This is a genomic window from Acinetobacter sp. YH12021 (assembly GCF_013420145.1).
GTDB lineage: Bacteria > Pseudomonadota > Gammaproteobacteria > Pseudomonadales > Moraxellaceae > Acinetobacter > Acinetobacter towneri.
This window is the reverse complement of the sequence record NZ_VOYT01000015.1, coordinates 23,044-38,319: the sequence shown is the minus strand read 5'-3', so window position 1 is coordinate 38,319 and position 15,276 is coordinate 23,044. Positions and strand designations below refer to the sequence as shown.

General features: G+C 43.9%; 17 protein-coding genes. All 17 read right to left on the bottom strand.

From position 1 onward, the window contains the following. Positions 1-53 precede the first annotated feature (53 nt). On the bottom strand, positions 54-1,670 hold the full coding sequence (locus tag FTT91_RS11230) for a hypothetical protein (protein ID WP_180169452.1): 1,617 nt from the start codon (positions 1,668-1,670) through the stop codon (positions 54-56). 11 nt (positions 1,671-1,681) lie between these two features. Next, positions 1,682-3,652 carry a hypothetical protein gene (locus FTT91_RS11225; protein ID WP_180169451.1) on the bottom strand — a complete coding sequence of 657 codons (1,971 nt, stop codon included), beginning with the start codon at positions 3,650-3,652 and terminating at the stop codon, positions 1,682-1,684. After that, complete coding sequence (locus tag FTT91_RS11220; protein ID WP_180169450.1) at positions 3,652-4,053, bottom strand: hypothetical protein; 402 nt, start codon at positions 4,051-4,053, stop codon at positions 3,652-3,654. The genes FTT91_RS11225 and FTT91_RS11220 overlap by 1 nt, the downstream gene beginning before the upstream one ends. Next, positions 4,053-7,415, bottom strand: coding sequence for a tape measure protein (locus FTT91_RS11215; protein WP_180169449.1), 3,363 nt, complete (start codon positions 7,413-7,415; stop codon positions 4,053-4,055). Before FTT91_RS11215 ends, FTT91_RS11220 begins: the two co-directional genes overlap by 1 nt. A 43-nt stretch (positions 7,416-7,458) precedes the next feature. After that, positions 7,459-8,043: a hypothetical protein gene (locus FTT91_RS11210; RefSeq protein WP_218952042.1), complete on the bottom strand. Its 585-nt coding sequence runs from the start codon at positions 8,041-8,043 to the stop codon at positions 7,459-7,461. Continuing rightward, a complete protein-coding gene (locus FTT91_RS11205; protein WP_180169448.1) occupies positions 8,043-8,429 on the bottom strand; it encodes a hypothetical protein in 387 nt (128 codons plus the stop codon). Before FTT91_RS11205 ends, FTT91_RS11210 begins: the two co-directional genes overlap by 1 nt. Positions 8,430-8,481: 52 nt before the next feature. Continuing rightward, positions 8,482-9,051, bottom strand: coding sequence for a hypothetical protein (locus FTT91_RS11200; RefSeq protein WP_180169447.1), 570 nt, complete (start codon positions 9,049-9,051; stop codon positions 8,482-8,484). Between the two features lie 72 nt (positions 9,052-9,123). Further along, positions 9,124-9,885: a hypothetical protein gene (locus FTT91_RS11195; RefSeq protein WP_180169446.1), complete on the bottom strand. Its 762-nt coding sequence runs from the start codon at positions 9,883-9,885 to the stop codon at positions 9,124-9,126. After that, positions 9,885-10,049, bottom strand: coding sequence for a hypothetical protein (locus FTT91_RS11190; RefSeq protein ID WP_180169445.1), 165 nt, complete (start codon positions 10,047-10,049; stop codon positions 9,885-9,887). Before FTT91_RS11190 ends, FTT91_RS11195 begins: the two co-directional genes overlap by 1 nt. A 9-nt stretch (positions 10,050-10,058) precedes the next feature. After that, a complete protein-coding gene (locus FTT91_RS11185; RefSeq protein WP_180169444.1) occupies positions 10,059-10,481 on the bottom strand; it encodes a hypothetical protein in 423 nt (140 codons plus the stop codon). Further along, positions 10,456-10,953: a phage virion morphogenesis protein gene (locus tag FTT91_RS11180; protein ID WP_180169443.1), complete on the bottom strand. Its 498-nt coding sequence runs from the start codon at positions 10,951-10,953 to the stop codon at positions 10,456-10,458. The genes FTT91_RS11185 and FTT91_RS11180 overlap by 26 nt, the downstream gene beginning before the upstream one ends. Before the next feature lie 7 nt (positions 10,954-10,960). After that, on the bottom strand, positions 10,961-11,404 hold the full coding sequence (locus tag FTT91_RS11175; protein ID WP_180169442.1) for a gp436 family protein: 444 nt from the start codon (positions 11,402-11,404) through the stop codon (positions 10,961-10,963). Positions 11,405-11,409: 5 nt separating this feature from the next. Then, the gene (locus FTT91_RS11170; RefSeq protein WP_180169441.1) at positions 11,410-11,589 is read right to left on the bottom strand and encodes a hypothetical protein; all 180 of its coding nucleotides are present in this window, start codon (positions 11,587-11,589) and stop codon (positions 11,410-11,412) included. 10 nt (positions 11,590-11,599) lie between these two features. Next, a complete protein-coding gene (locus tag FTT91_RS11165) occupies positions 11,600-12,679 on the bottom strand; it encodes a major capsid protein (RefSeq protein ID WP_180158848.1) in 1,080 nt (359 codons plus the stop codon). 3 nt (positions 12,680-12,682) lie between these two features. Next, positions 12,683-13,048 carry a hypothetical protein gene (locus FTT91_RS11160; protein ID WP_180169440.1) on the bottom strand — a complete coding sequence of 122 codons (366 nt, stop codon included), beginning with the start codon at positions 13,046-13,048 and terminating at the stop codon, positions 12,683-12,685. A 3-nt stretch (positions 13,049-13,051) separates the two neighbouring features. Next, positions 13,052-14,014 carry a hypothetical protein gene (locus tag FTT91_RS11155; RefSeq protein ID WP_180169439.1) on the bottom strand — a complete coding sequence of 321 codons (963 nt, stop codon included), beginning with the start codon at positions 14,012-14,014 and terminating at the stop codon, positions 13,052-13,054. A gap of 55 nt (positions 14,015-14,069) precedes the next feature. Further along, positions 14,070-15,275: a phage minor head protein gene (locus FTT91_RS11150; protein ID WP_180169438.1), complete on the bottom strand. Its 1,206-nt coding sequence runs from the start codon at positions 15,273-15,275 to the stop codon at positions 14,070-14,072. Between the last annotated feature and the right edge of the window lies 1 nt (position 15,276).

The following is a 15,276-nucleotide window of genomic DNA, read 5'->3' as shown; positions in this document are numbered from 1 at the left end:
TTTCATTTACTCATAAAAAAGACCGCTTAAAGCGGTCATATTTGATTTAACTTTTAAACAATGCGGTCAATGTCACCACGTAGCATGATTTGGAATTGATCTGACATGACAGTTGGTTCAGATTGCTTCACTGTGCGGATTACCCAAACTGGGAAGTTTGCAGCAACAGTATTGAAGCGCAACACGTTACCGTTTGCCCAACCCGCCCCCCAACCTTCCTTTTTCACTGTGAAATATGGCAAGCCAGTCACAGGGTTAATTGGTGCAAAATCAATATTTACGCTACCTGTACCGATCTGACCCGAATATTCACCAACACAGCGGAAATTCGTGTTATCTGTGAAAATCAGTGCCCAGCGTTCCTGAATAGCGCCTTTATTCGTCACAGCAATTGGATATAACGCATCGTTATAGTTGGCTGAAATGCCGCTACCTGTTGCCTCATCTGCCCATGCGTTATTCCATGTTTGCTGCACAAATTTCCGTGTGTAGCGCGATTGCATGTCGCCAATTACTAGGGCTGAACCCACAATCGTATCTGCTGCATCGTAGTTATGAGTTAAAGGCTTGGTAAAGGTTAGTTGCCCACTGATCTGCACATCACGAATCAAACCCATGTCTTGATAGCGATACTTAGCCACAATTGGTGCAACCAAAGTATTCAGCGAAAAATCACCGTTTAATGTGACTTTGCCATAGTCATAATCGACTACATACATATCAAACGGCACTTTGGTACCTTGACTGTCCTCTAGCTCACACCATGAGATACGCTGATCGTTTAAATCATAGGTTTGACCAGCAATATGACTCGGCAATTCCTGCGATTTACTTGAACTGACGATACCAATATCACCGACTCGGAAAATTGGCACACGCCCATCCAATGGCAAGCGTGTAGCAGACAGCCCCAAAATTTCAGAATCAAGCGGGATGTAGGTATAGGCAATTGCGTTATAACGCACCGATGAGCCATCAATCCACACAGGCACATTGATATAAGTATCGACTCCCTCCTGATATTCCAGTAGCGGGTCATACCAGTCATTCGCTTCAATGTCTGCCCGATTAGCTTCAGTAATTTTGGTTTTGGTGTAGAAATAAATATCCACAAAACCTGTAATATGATTGATCTTGCCGTGTGCAAGGCTTGTTTCAATCACCCCGTTTTCATCGGTAGTCAGTGTTAATTGCCCATGCTCTAACGATGCTACAACCACAGTTAAAGACTGCGGGCGTATTGGAATAACAGGAGTTCTAAAGCTGACTTGGTTCATCGGTGGCAAGTCAGTTGTTGTCGTCAGTGAGTCTAAACTGACAGTATTGTCACCATTTGGTGTCCATGACTCAATTTCAACCTGACCTGTGCCGTATTGAATCGAGCCAGACGCGATACCACTGTTGTTTGATGGGTCTACATTGCGATAAAGCTGACCATCACGATCTAAGAAAGTATCAGCGCCCACTCTAAAGCGTGCTGAGCCTGTCAAAATCTGCTCGTCATAACCTGATGATAGATCAAGCCGTAACTTATCCGCCACGGCAATGGTGCTACTTTGGTTTACACCTGAACTATCGCGGTATTTCACTGAAATGGATGTTTCGTTATAGGCCCGAAATTGAAGTGTCGTGCTATTAATTCGGGATGTAACTGGAGAATAAAAAGACATTTAGACCACCTTTATGCAGACCCATAAGTTGCTGTAAATCGTGCCTCATACACATAGTTAAATGTTTTGTATGAAGCTGTTGGTGTCACAATGCATTGACCTGTGTTGTAGTCAATCGTGCCCTGAATATCACCTGCATCGTTAATTAAATTACCCATATTGCCGCCTGTTGGGTCATCTTTAAGATGCACAATCAGCGTATTTAGACCTGATTGATCTGTTACTGGAATATCTAAAGCCACGCTACTTGGTTGAATGCTTGAGCCTGTGCCAATAGTAAACGTCAATTGTTGATTGCCATCAGGTATCGCTGACTTAGATTGATTGAGTTGTGGGCCGTAGTTATATGTGATGTTGAATTGCGTATTTTTCTGAGGCAGTTTGTTTGGAATAATCCGCCCTGTGCCTGTAGCGTAGTTGACATATCCTGCTGCATCACCTGTAAACAAGCCTTTTGCATTACTAGATGCTGTTTTGGTTTCACCTTCTAACACCCAAGTCACAGTAATGCCTGTGGCAATACCTGTTTGTCCAAGATCAAAATCAAAGCCTGCTTTCTCTACGTGTAAACCTGCACGCACAAAGGTTGCAATCGGTGTACCCCAGTGTGCCAAAATTGGCGTATCAACATCGGGCAATGCACCTGTAGTTAGCAAAAATGAACCCGTTTCATAGTTAATCATGCCTGAGCCAAAGGAGCTATGAACACCTTTTAATTGACCTGATCCATCGTCTTTTAGCTCATAAAACTTGCCTTGAGACATATACGAAAGCGACAAACTACCAGGTGCAGGAATCGGAATTAAAACGCCCGTCCAGTTGGTGCTTTGACTGTTCTGTGTCACAGGAATGGCATAGCTCTGGAAATATTGTCTTGGTGCTGCAGCAGGCTTAAATGTAATCCCCAAGGTGGTCGAGCCTGTACCTGCTGCAGAAGTCCATTGAATCAAGCCGCGCTGATAATCAATCGTACCGACTTGTGTGCCTTGACTGTTTTTAAGCAAGCCGCCTTGGTCGCTAACAGACTGACCAAACAAGGTAAAGGCAATGCTTGACGGCATCACGCTCGAACCTAAATACAGGTTTTGGCTGACACCTACAGTGGTTGGGAAATTTGCAGTAATGGTGCCGTCGTTACCCGGTACCAAAATAACGCTCTCACCTGCAGCATTCACATCAACAATCGGGGTTTCAGTCTGTGCAGATGGAATCAACTGTGTGAACATGCTAGACGCATTCACGGTGAACTCACCGACTTGCGCATCCGATGCTAATTTTACCGATGCACAATATTCGCCTGTGTCAGCCACTAAAGATTCACGAATGATGGTTTTAGATTGTGTGTTGCCACTGTACCACTGCCGTGCTGTTAGTCCGAAAAAATCACGCTCAAGCGGGTCATTGATGGTGTACGTGGCAATCTTGTATTCCACGTTTTTACCATCAACCACCATAATCGCAATGCGTGTTTCCACTTTTGTGATACGCACATACTGCTCAAATTCAAGCGCCTTGCCTTCATCGCTGACTAGAACAATGGTATCGCCAACGCTTGATTCCGCTTCTTGTGGAAACATCGCCACTTGCAACTGCTTCATGCCTTGCCAGTGCGTGTCTAATGGTGTACCTGCAATCTGCCCACCTTTAGCCAAGTAATTTTCTACACGGTTTTGGGCGCTACGGCGTTCATCTGTCCAATTTTTTGTGCTGAATAGCAAAGCCGACACGTTTGGGTCTTGCGGGTTTTCAGAGATGAATACCGTTGCACCCATCAATGAATCTGTATCTTCAGTGATGACTGCTGGAAAGATTTTACGCATAGACACATCGCCCATGGTTCTATCCATTTCTGACACGTCGTTAAACAGGTTATTACTCTGGCCATCCACGATGACCTGACCTGAATATTTACCGCCACCATCGTCTGTGTCAGTTAATCGCTCCGATTTATAGAGCACCAAGTCTTTTGTTTCAATTGCCATTATTCGCTCCAAAATCTTAGCGTTAAACGCATCATTTCATCTGAACTGGTTGCAGGTGAACCCCACACACTGACCGCTTCCAGTGCTGTATCTTGATGATTAAAAATCACATCAAATTGCCGATTGTCATGTGGCCATTCAAACTGCAAGCGGAATTTCTCGCTTAAAGCCGACCATTCCTGTAGCTTGCGCACATCACTTAACTTTGCCCAACCACGGTTGCTATCGGGTGTTAAAGTGATAGGTCGAGCACCGACTTTGATGCCTTCCTGAATAATGGCCGCACCACTAATGGCACGTTCCACGGTTTGCTCTATAGGCTTCCATTCAAATTCATCAGACCATAAAAAACCGTCTTCTAATGAGACGGTTTCGGATGTTGCTAAACGTATCAATTTCATCACATTGCCTTTTTCAGCATTTCAAATTCACGCAAGATGCTTTCCATCATGTCCCCATCTTCCTGTGAGCCTTGCATTTCAAAGCGTTTGCCGCCTGATACAAACTCAAAGCGCACGTTTTTGGTTGGTGCATCATTCTGCAGATCGCGGATTTTCGGTTCAGAAATATTAGGTGCATAGTCATTGACCTTTGGCGTGCTGCCCGTACTTCTCACATCAAGATTACGCAGTAATTCATTAATCTTGTTGGTACCATGCTGTGTCGTTAAACCTTTCGCTGCGGCGTTATTAAATTCTTGCTCGATGAGTTTATTCATCGCCAAGTTACCGCCTTTGCCGTATGCAGCAAATTTAGCATCACGATCTGTAGCCATGGCTTGTGACCAGATTGACCCTGCCAATTTCTTAGCCTGATCTTCACTGTATCCCATGCTTTTAATCTGAGAAATTACATCGTTCTTGCTCATTGATTGATAGCCTGAGATAGCCGCGCTTAAACCTTTAGATTGGCGTTTCATTTCTGCATCCCATTTCTGAGCCGCTTCCTGGGATGCCTTATTCCATGCGATTTGTGCTGCATTGGCTTCTTCACGTGCAATCTGCCCCGCTTCACGATAACCATCGCCAATACGGCGTGCTGATTCACGTACACGGTGGTTAGCTTCGGTTAATTCATCCATCGCTTTAACAGAGGCTTTGCCTGTTTCGTCGATTTCGACGCGTAGACCTAGTGATGCTGCTTTTGCTTGTGTAGCAGCTATAACAGCTTGATCACCTGATGCAGCAGCAGCCTGCATAGCTCGATCATACGCTTGCTTAATTCCCTCGGCGGTTGCCTGACCAGAGGCTTGTATCGTATTGAAATCTGCTAAGGCTGATTGTGCAGCAAGTTTTAACTGCTCTTTGGTTTTAATGCCCAATCGCTCAAAAGCTTGCTCAACTGGATCAAGGTCTGCAGGCAATCCTTGCACAACACTTCGTACAGCAAGCATGCCCATTTCAACTTGTTTTGTTGAGAGCTGCCCTGTTTTACCAAATTCCTGAAGTTTCAACATTGCCATGTCAACTTCATTTTGGCTTTTTGCGGTCTCTAACCACTTTAGCCAAGCTTGGTAAACTGCATCACCTGCTGCCTTACCCTTAAAACCAAGCTCTTCAACACCTGCAGCAAAGTTACTTACATCCTTTGCACCAGTGTTAAATGACTCAGTTATTCCATTCTTAAGCTCATACAAATCAAGCTTTAAAGCCTCTGCTGCTTTTCTAGCTTTTACCGATGCATCCGCATTTCTTTCAGCGCCCTCAGCAGCCGCGTCCCAAGCTTTGACACTAACCTTGCCAGCCTCATTCATTGTGACGATATAGCCTTTCGTCATTAGATCGGCTTGCATGGTGCCATCCATTGCACCGCCATTGGCTTTAATTGCTGCCTCGGCGTAATCCTGAACGGCTTTCAGTTTTTCTTGCTCAGACGCTTTCTTACCATCAACTTCGGCAGTCTGATCTGCTAAAATTTTCTCAAGCTTGGCTTTAGATGACGCAACCGACTCAGCATCTTTTTCGGTTTGGGTTTTAGCTGCTTCATCAAGACGTTGTAAGCCTTTAGAGTGAAAGTCTTGTGCATCCTTGTCGGCTTCAGCATAGTATTCTTTAGCCTTTTGCTTCATTAAATCAGCATTGGCTGCAAACTGTTTGCTTAAGTCACCCCAAGTCAAAGCAGCAAGTACGCTATTTGCCGCACCTGCCAAATCAAACATAGCGCCAGTTAATAGATTGACGCCAATCTTGATTGCTGTTGCACCATCAGCAATAAAACCAAATGCTATCGAAAGACCTTGAAGTACACGTTCTAAAAAGCTTACTTGCTCGCCTGCCTTTGTGACCTCACCAGTCAATGATGACAAAACAGATAATGCGGTTGATAGGCTTGTGCCTAATACATCTGCAACCGTTTTACCTAAATCTGCCAACATCGCCACAACATCTTTAATGGCATCGTATGCAATGCTTAAAGCATTTTTAAGGCTTACCCAAACAGATGGGTCGATCTTTTTAAGTTGGTCGCCAACCCAGACAAAACCATTGCCTAAATCATCAATAAGGGCTTCAACAATTCCCATATTGTCGGCAATCACGACAAGCCATTCGGCTACAGTGGCACTAGCACCATTTGCCTGATCCATTGTGCCGATCAAGATTTGCCAACTTGTTTGGATGCGCTGTAAAGCATTGCCAATCGTTGTTGGGAATTGGTCATAAGTCGATTGGACTTGTGCGGCTTGGCTTTGCAGTGCTTTTGCCACACGCTCTGAAGTTAGCTCTCCATTTTCAGCCATTTTTCGGAGTTCACCTGTAGTGACTCCTAAGCCTTTAGCTAGTGCCTCAGCTAAGCCATAGCCGTTTTCCATGATTGAGTTAAATTCTTCACCACGCAAAACACCGCCTTGCATAGCTTGAATAAACTGGATAATTGCCGCTTCACTGGCTTGAGCTGAACCACCACCAATCTGAATTGCTTGTGTAACAGTCTTGGTTAGGTCTAACGCTTGTTGCTGCGTCATGCCCATTTCTTTGCCGACTGCATCAATACGGGTAAATAGGTCACCAGTCGCTTGCAGACTTGAATTTGTAGCTAAAGCAACCTGATGCACGCCTGCCATTGCTGATTCAAAGTTTCCACCCTCTTTAGTGGCAATCTGAATGCGTGCAGAAAGTCCAGTGTATGCATCTGCGGCTTCAGCCAATTCACGCAAGCCAAGCCCAACACCCAAAGCGGCCATAGCACCAACAAGCGCATTGACTGCAAATTTAGCCCCATCTATGCCTTTTTTTGCCGATGCAGCCGCAGAATCTGTTTCCTTAAGTTGAGTATTCGCTCTGCCGACTTCTGCCTGAAATTCGTTAAATGCTTGGTCAGCCTGTTGAACTTCTTTTTCAAGTTGGTCTACTTGGCGTTGTGCAACTTCAATGTCCGCAGGTGAGGCGTTTGAATTAGCAAACTCTTGCAGTTTTTGTTTAGCACTTGTTAAGTCAGCTTTTAATAGGTCTAAAGCCTTGTGTGACTTGTTGCCAAAATCTGTGAAGTTACCCGCAGTAGACTTTGCGTTTTCGCCTGCATTTTTAATAATCTCTGTGGCACTGGATAATGATTTAGTTAAGCCTGCGGCTAACTCACTTGTGCCTTTTGGGATGATGTTTCCAAGCTCTTTTGCAGCTTCAGCCGAGCTTTGTCTTAACTTATCAGACTCGGTTTTAATTGCTTCAAATACTGACTTTGCAACACTTTCAGATTGTTTTACACCGCTAACAAAACCTTTGCTGTCAGCGTCCATGATAAGTTTAAAAGTTAAATTCTTTGACATGCTGACCTCAAATTTTAAGCATTAAAAAAGCACCCGAAGGTGCTTAGATGTTCCACATTGTAGATTGACCAGATTCAATTTGCTTCCTTGCATTGTGCTCACTTAATACAAACAGCGCACAACGACACCCGCGCCTTGGTTTTTCCCAATGCAATATCGCTTGCCCCAAAAATTCATCATCTATATTGAAAATCTTATTGCTATAAGGCATACACTCATCTGGCGTAAGATTATCTATGACAGGCGACCACAATAGCTTACGCGTACCACCCCAAGCTGATTTACTCTTTGCTTGCCTATATTCTTCAAAAAAACAATGTCTATTAAAAAACCATGCTGCATAATAATCATCAACCCTTATTAATTCGTCGTCTATCTGATTTCTCAGAAATAGTGGAACTAATGATATGTATCGCTCAATGAATTTTTGGTGCAGCGCTTCACACTTTTTTAATTTCCTATTTTTTAAATGTCCAAAAATATCAAGAATCTCGTACTTGTAGAATCTTTTATCAGCATTACACTCAACACCAATATTGTGTAATTGTTCAATCTCATCAGCATTAAAGGTAGATTGAAACCATTCTCTATGGTTGCTTGCCTCTATTTTTGATTGCTCATGAGTCATTATTTACAAGCCTGATCCCAAGCTTTTTGAAACTCGTCTGAGTCCATATTCTCGCCCTCAATAGCAACTATGGCAGGGCTTGCAATAAACCGCTTAAAACCTGAATACCCGCCAAAACTGTTTTTGCTATTGACCTCACCACAGTTGCCATTATGGTTGCGGATTTCTGCACTATCTGGGTCTTTTAAGTAGTTTTTTAATGCAATGCGTGAATCTGTCTGAATTGCAACTCTATGTGATAGTTCAGCTTTTTTTGCATCACGCTGTGCTTGTTCTGCTGCTTTCTCGCTTGCAACTCTTTCATTGCCTTCGTGGTCCATAAATGGAACAGCTAAAACAAAAATCAAACAAGCAACCCCTAAAAGGATCAATGTTCTTTTATTCACAAACCCACCCTCTAAATTTATATAATTTTCAGGCATTTTAACAATTGGTTAATCAATCAACAACTTTTAAATCTTCCATAAGTTTTTTAAATTCACGGTTTTGAGCATGTTGTGCTGAGCGCATTAAGTTGACCTGTGAGCGCATTTTTCTAAGCTCACTTCTTTGTGCAGCTTTTACATACTGCAGATATGCACCGTATGACATATTCAAAATGTCATCGTGACGATGGCCAGACTCAATTAAATACTGGAACGAATCAAACCAAGTGCTTTTCTCATTGCTTGGCTTACAGCCACGTTTGGGCTTTTCAGGCTTGAAATATGCTGTATTCACAGTCAATACAGCACGCAGCATGTCTAAAAATAAAGCCTGATCTTTTGCCACATCAAAAATACGGTCTGCTGTTAAATTGGTGGTCATGACGCAGGTTTGAATTACTTCAACCGTGTGAGCCTTAAACAACTCAATCAAAATTTCATCTGAATAATCTTTGTCTTTTAAAAACTCTTTGACTGTTTCAGCATGTCTGCAGAATAGATCCAGTGATTTCACCTGAATCTGCTTCACTTCAATTTCGCCAATTTGAAACGTGCGATTATCTGCTAAGAAAAAATCATTCATGATGGAATCTCGAAAACAGGCACAAAAAAAGACGCTTATGCGTCGTGGAGTTTTCTTGTGCCTGTGTTGGTTTTAAGGTGATGGTACCGATGGAATCGTTACGATATGACCGTACAACCCAAGCGCTGCGTCGCTTTGTTTTGAAACGTCAGACAACGCTTGACCTGAAATAGAGTATTGCCCTAATTCTTCATGAATTAATGGAAATGTAGTTTCAGGTGACTTCTTAGTACGCCATAAACGAACCGCCATGTGCTCGCTAGTAGCCGTGTTAATACCTTTGAAAAACAGCTCGTATTCTGTTTCAAAGTCCGATGCTAGTGTTGTATGCGTTACTGCACCAGTGGTGTAACTTGCCAAAAGTGGCATAGTGAGGTCAGCAACATCGTTAAAAACAACCGTGCCAAACTTTAAGTCCACTGTGTACTTTGATGGGTCTACTGTAACTGCTGTTCCAGTTGTTGAATCTTTAAATGACACGGTAGATAAGTTATAACCACCAAGCTTAATTTCTTGACCTGCCACTACAGTGCCAATATTTGCGTCGGTAATGGTTTCAGTGGTCACTTCTGTGGTTTCACCTGAAACGATGTATTTCAGGTTTTCTTTATCAACTTTTTCAAGCTGACCAGAGAAGTTTACCGCTGTAGTTTGAACCATCGTGAAGTCAGTTGTACGCTTGCCTGTCATCGATTCAACATGCTCTAGCACTTCAGCACTGATTTCTAATTCAAACTCTGGTACGTTGCCCAGATGACGCATTGCACCTGCCACACCATTGGTGATTTTAGATAAGTAAAACTCACCTTGTAGCGAAATATATTGAGTGCTCATTATTTAGCATCCCCTGTAATTTTCTTTGTGACTGCTGCGGTTTTCACTTCTTGAATAACACCATCAGCAACTAATTTTTTGATCTGATCTTCATTCAGACCACCGACCAATTCGCCAACCTGAAAGCGACCTACAGGCTTTAAGGCTTCATATTGTTTCGCCATGCATGGCTCCTAGATAAACTTTTCAGATTCAAAAATAATGGTGATGTATGCAAAGCTTGAGCTATACCCATCACGCACAGACAAAAACCGCAATGGAATACGTGAAGATGATGGCTTCCATCCCGCCAAAAGCTGAATGACTTTTTCAGTCAATGCGCCTGCCTCGTCTGCTACAGCACTACCATCATTTAACTGTGATTGCGCATTGCGACATGCAACCGTAACCGACCATTGCTGACCGACCTGATTCAACTTGCTGTTGCCCTTGGAGTCTTTCAGGTCGATACGCACAAAGTTAACATGGGCAGATGGTGTGACCTGCGACATTTCAGTTACGTTTACCGAATTAAGCGGTGTATAAATTTTCCGAAAGTCTGAAATTTCTTCCAATTTTTTGGCAATTTCATCACGCACCGCGAAGAATGTAGTCATTGATAAAATTTCCCACGATGTCTAAAACCATTTCCTCATCATTCGCATTAATGCCAAGTTGAGTTCGTGGTGGTAAAACAGATTGCTTTACTTTGCGATATTGACCAGCTACTGCAAACGTAATGTACTGACCGTTTTTTGGTAGGATTGTCGCCCCATAGTGAAGATACGGCGCATACTCAACATTGGTACCAACTTCCACACCATTAGACAAAACATTGTGTGTGTAGGAGTTCATCAAGCGCCCTGTATCACGCAGCGTTTGACCGCCTTGCAGCATTGCACGCCATGACATTTTCCACGGATTGCCGTCTACATCACGCCCAGTAAAGAAACGATCCTGCACACTAAAAACAAGCCCTGAACCGATTTCATCAAATAGTTTTGACTTATCAACATCGAACTGATTTAAGCGAGTAAGGATTGCTTCAATAGGCGAGCTGTCCGCTTTGATTGTGATTGCAAATGCCACACACACCTCACTTGATGCTAGGCATCATGTCTAAAGTGGAATCACCAAACACACCGCCCTTGTAACTGGTACCGATTGGCATTGTGGATGGTTTATTCTTTGGCTGGTCGTCCACGATTTGGTTGCTCACTGCATCCTGAATTTGCAAATGCGCTTTGTTGTTAGCCACCAACTTTAAAAATGAAATAGCATCGTCATAACGCTGTCGCACTTCCTCAGTCGGTTGCTGGAAATAGAGGCGATAACGTGCAATATCACACGCCATGCGCTCTAAATTACTTGGCACATTTGGCAACGGCAAAGCATAACGACCACCGATGTAGCCGTTAATTTCTTCTGTTGCGTCCTGAATGGCATCTTGAATGGCGGTTGATGCACTTGCATGCATCAACTTCAGTTCTTGAATTTCCTGACCAAATCGTGCAACCAAATTTGCTTCAGTTGCATACATAAGACTTACTCAGCTGTCGAGCGAGTACGGCGTGCAGGCTTTTCCTGAGTTTCCTCTTGATCAGCTTCCACTTCTTTAATCGCACCCATAACTAAAAGGGCCTTAGCACGTTCTGCACTAAGCCCCTCGACTGTTTCGCCCGGTAGATACTGACCTACGGACTGCATTGCAATGTATTTAGCCATACATCACTCCTTACAGTGTGATGAAGCCAGTACCACCGCAGATGCCATTTTTATTTGATGGCACAACCAGTGGAGCTGATTCAGTCATAAGTAAGATGCCGCTTGGATCTTCTTCATACCATTGACGATCAAAGTATTCTAAAGCCAAGCCATTTGCATGGATGTTTTCGATCTTACATTGCGTCACATAACCATTGGTATCGGAAATAAGCGCAAAGTAATCCACTGGAATGAAGCGTTTCACTTGCCCTTTGTGGCGGTACGTTGCGTCATACGTCCAAATTTCAATATCACCCAAGTAGCCTTTGAACTTCGCAGAACGTGAGGCGTTTAGACCTGGGCGATAAGGAACGCTAATACCTGCATACGGCTCAACAAACTTGGCTTTGAATGCTGCGTTCTTTTCCAACACTGACCACACTTTGCCAGTTGTAAGAATCATGGTTGCATCACCACCACCTTCATCCAACATGCGTTGTGCCATGGTATCCATGTCTTCAAGCGGTGTAGCACCTGCCTGATCCCAAGCGGTTGTCGGGGTAAATGCAAGTGATGCATCGCGACCAAAAGACACCACGTTTTTAGTGTAATCGTCTGACTCAAGCACAATCTGACCAGTTGTGACTAATTCAGTCGCCATCAGGATTTTGCGATTATCAATCGAGTCGTGGTTACGCTTGATCGTTTCGATCTGAGCAATCATGTATTGCTCTGCTGTGCTCAACTGATTGTTACCAGTTGAGATGATGCCTGCATCACGCAAGCGCGCCAATAATGCAGTATCCCATGCGGTAGCAGGTGTGACTTGATTCTTTGGTTTCAAGTAAGCTGGCTGTACGTGGCTTACTTGAATTGCTGTGGTGCGGTCAAACGGCTTACCTGGCACCTGTGGGGCAACCAATGGAGCAATGTCTGATTCAGTTTCAAGCTCGGCAATAGGCACCACATTCGTCGTGAATGATTTGCGACGAGGAAATAGCTTGTCCAAAAGCCATGTATCCATCGGCTCATAATTTGAATGAATTAATGCTAATTCATCAACGCCCAATAGCTCCAGCGGAGCACCATCAATAGTAAAACTTTGTGGCATGATTTACACCTTTGATAATTCAATGTTGTTTTTAGATGCTTTAGCGCGTGCTGCATCGTATTTGCTTGTTGCGAGTGCTGTGCCAGCAATTGATACAGCCTCAATATTAAACACCCCACCGTTATAAACAGGGATTTCTGTGCCGTTTGCAGCTGCTGCAGTAGCTTGTGCAGCTGTTAGTGTTGCACCGCAAATAACGTCCCAATTCGACTCATCTGCCGCTTGGGTGAGTACGTTTGCCGCAGAAAGTGCCAACAGATCGCCTTCTTTGTATGCCGTAGCAGTTGTGACCTTGGCATTAACACGGCGCGTCTTGCCTACATCCAAATTAAATGGACGTGATTCATGTGTAACTGAAACAGTGGTCATGGATTACTTCCCCTTTTGTTGTGCCGCAAATGCTTTTGCACCTGCAGATAATTGGTGTTCTTGGTTACCCGATGGCTCCTGTCCACCTTGCAGATTAGCTTGGTGGCTGAATAAGTGCGCCAAGGCTGGATTTGCTAACGGTGCTTGTTGCTGTTGTTGACCAGCTGGTGGTTGTGGCTGACTTGACGCTGCAAATTGCTTAAGCGTCGTGGCCATCAAATCAAATGCATCATCAGGCATAGCCGCAAACTTGGTTTTTTCTTCAGCCGTAAATTCCTTGCCTAAATCTTTGGCCAAAGCATCAATGGCTGAATTACGCTTATCTGCAGCAAACTTATTAAGTTGATCCTGCAAACCTGAAATGGTTTTTTCCTGCTCTTGGATTTTCGCTTTCGCTTGTTCTAAGTCCACGTCTGTGTCCTCTTTGCTAGATTGTGTTGGGTTGTGGCTGGCTGCCACAGCGTTTGTGTTGTCATCTGCACCCAAAGCACAGAAAGACACTTCACGAATACGACCACCACGAAATACCGTGATTGGTCCTTGGTGAACTTTTCCATTGACTGTGACAGATGCATCAGCCTGAATTTCTTCTACTGATGACGGCTCAATGCGTACTGACATTTGCCACGGAAAACCATCGTCAGAATCCTGAGCAACTTCGGTGCCGAACTCGTTACTCATCAAGTCGCCTGAAACGACTAAACCTTGTTGATGATTAATGCTGTGCTCATTGATGACACCTGCACGCTGACGTGGCGAGTGATCGAGTAATGCGGGAATACGACCCTTAATTTTCATTGAGTCCAAATCAAAAATAATTCGGTCCCAATACCAATGGTCTGTAATCACTTCACCGCTGTATGCCACGCCTGTGAAAGTGCGTTTTTTCTTGCCGTCTTCGGCTTGATTGACGTTCAGATCACCAAGCCGAAAGCAATATTTGTCCTGTGTTTCCTCTACTGGCATTTTTCATGCTCCATAAAAAACCGCCCCATAAGGAGCGGTCATATTCATTGATAAATCAGTTCAGCAAAGGCTTGAGCGTATAGATCAGCTTGCCTTGACTTGTTTCAATCGAAACCACTTCAAACGATAAGCCAAACGGAATCAAAACCCCTTGCCCTGCATTTAGCTTTTCCAGATCAATACCTAAACCCTTAGCATTTTGAATCTGAATCACGATGTCACCTGCAGAATCAGCCATGAGCAACGGCGCATTGAATTGTACTGTCTGCCCAACTTGATACCCTGCCACTTGCTGAATAGTCGCAGTCCCCACCACAGTTGAGGCCGTATTGCTTGCTACAGCTTGAATCGCTGCCATGTCAGCACTTAGCCACCGTTTCAACACATCGTCAGCCAGTGAAGCCGCAGACGCATTTAGATACGTGGTCAATGCAGTGTCATTGCCTTGCACATAATCAAGAAAAGTCCGAATTGCAGTAGGACGTATTTGCGGATCAAGTGGAATCACCGTATCTGCAATCGTGTTGAATAAATCCCGACTCTTGTCATCCATTGGTGCAAATAAACTTGTCAGCTTCTTGGATGCTGTCCACTCGGCTTGAATGACTTGCTTTTGCTCTAGCAAGAACTCTTTATCCAGTGATGAATCAGCAATCTTTTTATCGACCAGTGATTCAAGCTCACCAAATTGCAAGGGATGTGATGACCAGTCCAAAGCTTCAGCCACTTCGGGCAATTTGTCATCTGGCGTAATGCCGTATTTCAATGCCTGTTTTTCAGTTAAAGCTATACAACTGCACCGACAACGAAAGCCTAACGGCGGGTAATGTGTCAGCCAAAATGGATGGTCAAACGGCAAAACAATTTTATCCAAAGCCAAGTGGCTTGGACGCACGCGACTGTCATTTATAGCCGAGTACATCAAGTAAGGACGTTTAGCCTTATTTCGGTTTTGTTGAATCCATCGCCCGTGACCATACGCATTTTGGATATTGGTACGAAATACGTTGTCCAGATAGTGCTTTGGTAAAATGATTTCAGATTCTTCAATCAGCTTCTGAAAATCCTTAAAGGTACCGCCATCTGCAATGGATTTATTCACCGCCTTAATGACCGTTTCAATCTGCGCAAGACTCGACAAAAAGCTCACCGTGGTTGCCATTTGCCGTGTTTTTAAGTCCAGTGAGTAAAAATCATCAGACAATACAATCTTGCGTTGCCGTGCATAGCGTAATGCCTCAAGGAATGTGACTGGTTGCAAT

What these genes read in the sequence shown, in the direction of transcription:
- FTT91_RS11155 (WP_180169439.1), bottom strand. Translation starts at nt 14,014, where the DNA reads ATGCCAGTAGAGGAAACACAGGACAAATATTGCTTTCGGCTTGGTGAT.
- FTT91_RS11215 (WP_180169449.1), bottom strand. Translation starts at nt 7,415, where the DNA reads ATGTCAAAGAATTTAACTTTTAAACTTATCATGGACGCTGACAGCAAA.
- FTT91_RS11165 (WP_180158848.1), bottom strand. Translation starts at nt 12,679, where the DNA reads ATGCCACAAAGTTTTACTATTGATGGTGCTCCGCTGGAGCTATTGGGC.
- FTT91_RS11210 (WP_218952042.1), bottom strand. Translation starts at nt 8,043, where the DNA reads ATGACTCATGAGCAATCAAAAATAGAGGCAAGCAACCATAGAGAATGG.
- FTT91_RS11230 (WP_180169452.1), bottom strand. Translation starts at nt 1,670, where the DNA reads ATGTCTTTTTATTCTCCAGTTACATCCCGAATTAATAGCACGACACTT.
- FTT91_RS11200 (WP_180169447.1), bottom strand. Translation starts at nt 9,051, where the DNA reads ATGAATGATTTTTTCTTAGCAGATAATCGCACGTTTCAAATTGGCGAA.
- FTT91_RS11195 (WP_180169446.1), bottom strand. Translation starts at nt 9,885, where the DNA reads ATGAGCACTCAATATATTTCGCTACAAGGTGAGTTTTACTTATCTAAA.
- FTT91_RS11220 (WP_180169450.1), bottom strand. Translation starts at nt 4,053, where the DNA reads ATGAAATTGATACGTTTAGCAACATCCGAAACCGTCTCATTAGAAGAC.
- FTT91_RS11175 (WP_180169442.1), bottom strand. Translation starts at nt 11,404, where the DNA reads ATGTATGCAACTGAAGCAAATTTGGTTGCACGATTTGGTCAGGAAATT.
- FTT91_RS11185 (WP_180169444.1), bottom strand. Translation starts at nt 10,481, where the DNA reads ATGACTACATTCTTCGCGGTGCGTGATGAAATTGCCAAAAAATTGGAA.
- FTT91_RS11190 (WP_180169445.1), bottom strand. Translation starts at nt 10,049, where the DNA reads ATGGCGAAACAATATGAAGCCTTAAAGCCTGTAGGTCGCTTTCAGGTT.
- FTT91_RS11160 (WP_180169440.1), bottom strand. Translation starts at nt 13,048, where the DNA reads ATGACCACTGTTTCAGTTACACATGAATCACGTCCATTTAATTTGGAT.
- FTT91_RS11225 (WP_180169451.1), bottom strand. Translation starts at nt 3,652, where the DNA reads ATGGCAATTGAAACAAAAGACTTGGTGCTCTATAAATCGGAGCGATTA.
- FTT91_RS11170 (WP_180169441.1), bottom strand. Translation starts at nt 11,589, where the DNA reads ATGGCTAAATACATTGCAATGCAGTCCGTAGGTCAGTATCTACCGGGC.